At 70.2% G+C, this 3,707-nt stretch carries 5 protein-coding genes; 1 reads left to right on the top strand and 4 read right to left on the bottom strand.

The features are described from left to right. A partial coding sequence (locus tag VGR06_RS00085) for a response regulator transcription factor (RefSeq protein ID WP_327556817.1) occupies positions 1-498 on the top strand: 498 nt, incomplete at its 5' end. A 19-nt stretch (positions 499-517) separates the two neighbouring features. Here the strand turns inward: VGR06_RS00085 and VGR06_RS00080 are convergent. The 4 genes from VGR06_RS00080 to VGR06_RS00065 all read right to left on the bottom strand — a co-directional run. Beyond that, positions 518-1,054 carry a hypothetical protein gene (locus tag VGR06_RS00080; RefSeq protein WP_327556816.1) on the bottom strand — a complete coding sequence of 179 codons (537 nt, stop codon included), beginning with the start codon at positions 1,052-1,054 and terminating at the stop codon, positions 518-520. A 100-nt stretch (positions 1,055-1,154) separates the two neighbouring features. Continuing rightward, positions 1,155-1,748: a hypothetical protein gene (locus tag VGR06_RS00075; protein ID WP_327556815.1), complete on the bottom strand. Its 594-nt coding sequence runs from the start codon at positions 1,746-1,748 to the stop codon at positions 1,155-1,157. A 64-nt stretch (positions 1,749-1,812) separates the two neighbouring features. Next, positions 1,813-2,748: a hypothetical protein gene (locus VGR06_RS00070; RefSeq protein WP_327556814.1), complete on the bottom strand. Its 936-nt coding sequence runs from the start codon at positions 2,746-2,748 to the stop codon at positions 1,813-1,815. Between the two features lie 655 nt (positions 2,749-3,403). Continuing rightward, positions 3,404-3,707 (bottom strand): hypothetical protein (locus VGR06_RS00065; protein ID WP_327556813.1); only part of this gene is annotated, 304 nt, incomplete at its 5' end.

The raw sequence follows: 3,707 nt of genomic DNA, 5'->3' as shown, positions 1-3,707 counted from the left end.
GACCTGGTCATCCTCGACATCGCCATGCCCCGCCTGACCGGCCTGCAGGCCGCCCGGGAACTGGCCCGCCGCCGCCCGCACCTGCCGATGCTGATGCTGTCCATGTACGACAACGACCAGTTCCTGTTCGAGGCCCTCAAGGCCGGTGCCAGCGGGTACGTGCTCAAGTCCGGTGCCGACCGCGAGATCGTCACCGCCTGCCGCGCCGCCCTCGCCGGCGACTGCTTCCTCTACCCGTCGGCCACCGCGACCCTCGTGCGGGACTACCTGACCCGGGCAGGCGATCACCCCGGCACCGACGACGTGCTGACCCCCCGCGAGGCGGAGATCGTCAAACTCATCGCCGAAGGACACAGCTCCCGCCAGATCGCGGCCATCCTCACCATCAGCGTCAAGACCGTCGACCGGCACCGCGCCAACATTCTCGACAAGCTCGGCATGCGCGACCGGGTCGAGCTCACCCGCTACGCCATCCGCCGCGGCCTCATCGAACCGTGACACCGACGGCTCGTTCGGTTCACCGCCGTCGTGCCGGCCCGGGGCGGCGACCGCCCAGCCGCGCCATCAACGACCTGAGGATCCGCGCCGCACCCGCCGACTTCCCCGATCCCGCACGCGCATGCTCAACCTGCGGCGGGCGATGTCCGGCACGGCAGGTGATCACCAGCCGCCGCCCCCCGGGTACCACCTCGACCACGTCATCCAACGGCACCGTGGTGCGCTGCCGGCCCCAGCCCTGCACCACCAGCAGCCGTGCCGGACCCGCCGAATCCGGGACCGTGATCACGTCCTCGACCACGCCCACAGCGCGACCGCAATCGTCGTCGACCAGGAAGTCGTGGCAGCTGGCCAGCACGTCAGTCAGGGCGGGCAGCCCTGGATCGACGTCCACCACCCACTGCCACACCCGGCCGTGTCCGGTCAGCGGGTCACTGCGCAGCCACAGCCCCACAACCCGTTCGAACGCTATCCAGCTGTCCACGCCGTGCCCCCGGCGCACGCGCACCCGCAGCTCCAACGGCGGAAAACCGACCACAACCTCGACTCTCGCCATTCCGACCGTCAGCCACCATCGGGTCGATCATGTAAACCCGGGGCGTTGTGCACCCCATGTTCCGACCAGCCGAAAGGCGGTCGGTGGTTCGGGGGCTTGCCTATGCACTGGGGTCGGGTCGGGGCGTCCGCCGGGCGGTTGAGCGCCTGTCGGCGAGGTAGCTCTCCCAGTCGCGTTTGGCGTACTTGGCCCAGCGCACGCCGGTAGCGATGTGCAGGCCGAGCAGGTCCGCGAGCACCGGCGCGCGCAAGTCGGCAGCCATGCCGATCAGCGCGGTGTTGCGTCCGCCGCGCGCGTTGATCCCGTACCTCTTGACGCGGCTGCCGATTGAACCGGCGGCGACCGGTTGGCCGAGGGCGCGGCGAGGGAACAGCAGCTTGGGCGCGGACGGGTTTGGCGGCAGCGTGGAGCGGCTTCGCGGCGCAGAAAGTCGGGCGAGTAGGACAGCCAGGCGCGGCGGGATGATCAGTTCGTGCTGGTCGAGCGTGAGGTAGGTCTCCCCGTCCCGCTCGGCGAGCTGATCCGCGCGGATGCAGAGGACCCGGGAGGTGTTGATCCCGAACAGCAAGATCAGCGCACGGGCGGCTCGGATGTCGATGGGTAGATTGTCGTCGCCGAGGCAGCGTTCGAGAAGCCGCACGTGTTCGTGCTGGTCGGCGAAGACCGACGGGGGTACTGGGCGGCGGGCCGGCACGATGACGTCGGTGACCAGCCCGCGTTCTGCGGCCCAGGTGAGGAAATGGCGGATGCTGTACCGGCTAGCCGGGCAGGCGGCAAGCCACTGGTCGACGTGCCGCTGTTGCAGCGTGGCGAGGGTCAGCCCGTCCCCGCTCGAGATGGTCGAGCAGATCGAGGACGACGCGGATCTCGCTTCGGATGTGGGCCGCGGAGTTCGGGGTGAAGGTGCCGTGCCGCTGTGCCCGGCGGCGGGCGCGGAGCAGTACATGCCAGTGCGCGTAGGGGCGCACCAGACGGGCGTGTGTGGCCGGCCGGTCGGCCAGCGTCTGCTCCAGCCAGGGCAGGAGCCGGTCCAGGTACTCCAGGCGCGCAGGCAGGATCCCGGTGTGGACCAAGATCTCGCGCACGTAGTGGACGTCCTGGTTGACGGGCAGGCAGTCAAGCAGGTCGTGGGTGATGGGCTGGCTCAGCGCGGCGAGCCGGGCCAGCAGCTGCGCGGCCGAGCTGCGGCGCAGCCAGACCAGGACGCTGCGCGGCTTCTCTGCGGCCAACAGCGCGTCGGTGAGCGGCTGGAGCTGGGCGGGGATCTGGCCGGTGGCGGCGCCGAGCATGTCGCGCAGCCGGTCGGCGACCGCGCAGCGGAAGCAGCGTCCGGCCTCGTCGACGCGGCACGCCTGCCCGCAGGCGCAGCATAAGTAGTCGACCGAGGAGCCGGCGCAGGGACCGCATGTTCGCGCACCGGTGGCATCGATGCCGATGAGGATCCGCAGCTGTCCGCAACTGGCGCACTCGGCGGGGTTCTCCCGGACGCGCTTGTGGCGGGTGGGGCAGCTCGGACCGGCTGGCCAGTTGACTACGACGGCGCGTAGCTGATGGCAGAACGCGCATCGTTGCGTCGGCCGCTTACCGCACCGGTTGCAGTTGCCAGGATCATAGCCGCGGCCGGCCTGGCGGCAGGCGGGCGGTGCACCGGTGGTCGATGGAGGCGTCGGTGCACGGGCCGCAAGTTCGCGCACCGGTGGCATCGATGCCGATGAGGGCTCGAATGTGTCCGCAGCGGGCACACTCGGAGGGGTTCTGCCGTATCCGCTGATAGCAGGTGGAGCAGCACGGGCCAACGGCCAGTTGACCTTGATCGGGCGTACCTGGCCGCAGAATGCGCACTGCCGGGCCGGCCCGTGACGGCAACTGTCGCAGAAGAACACGCCGGTCCCTTGACGTGACCTGCCCTAACCCGGCCGCAGCCGGCGCAGGTGCCGGTCGCGTCCGGTACACAGTCCTGGCAGAGATGGGGACTCGACTCGGTTGCCCGGCGTTTGACCGGGCGGAGCCGGCCGCACGCGCCACAGACCCGGGTCGGCAGGTGACCGCGTCGGTAACAGCGCTGCAGACCGGCCCCGCCGGCGTCCTGGCCTGGGCCGGGCCCTGCGCCCCCGCACTCCACGCACCGGACCTGGCGGGTGTCAAGGTCGGTGTAGGGGTTGAGCGGGCTGCCGCTGGCCCTGGGGACACGGTGCCGACTGGGCCGGCACGGTCGGCTCAGCGTCCTCCGGCGCCACGACGTACTGCCGCAGGAAGGGGTCGCGGAACGTGACCGCCCGCGCGGACCCGGCAGGTGGTCGACGTTGATGCCGGTCCTCCGGCAAGCCATATTGGCGGCGTCGGCTTTCGTTACGGTTCCAGGTTCGCAGCCGGGTCTGACGTGAAGATTCTGAGGTACGAGCAGTCGAAGGTGCCGTCGGTATGTACGGCGGTCACGCGCGCGACGGCGACGGCGTCTATGGTCTTGTCGCCCCTCGCGGCGGTGACCATCCAGCTGCCTTGGTCATCAGCGGACAGGTGTACGTAGCGGCCGGTTCGGTCGCCATCGATTGTCGTCTCTTCGAGGTAGAGGTCACCATCGCGGGTTTCCTCCGCATGCCAGTACGGGCCGACCTCCCAGGACCGCACGACTTCGTCGCGGCTGGGCAGTGTG

It is taken from the genome of Actinophytocola sp. (genome assembly GCF_036002505.1).
Lineage (GTDB): Bacteria > Actinomycetota > Actinomycetes > Mycobacteriales > Pseudonocardiaceae > DASYTH01.
This window is presented reverse-complemented; position numbering and strand designations above follow the sequence as displayed.

Excerpts from the sequence above, each read along its gene's own strand:
- VGR06_RS00080 (WP_327556816.1), bottom strand. The coding sequence starts at position 1,054 with ATGGCGAGAGTCGAGGTTGTGGTCGGTTTTCCGCCGTTGGAGCTGCGG.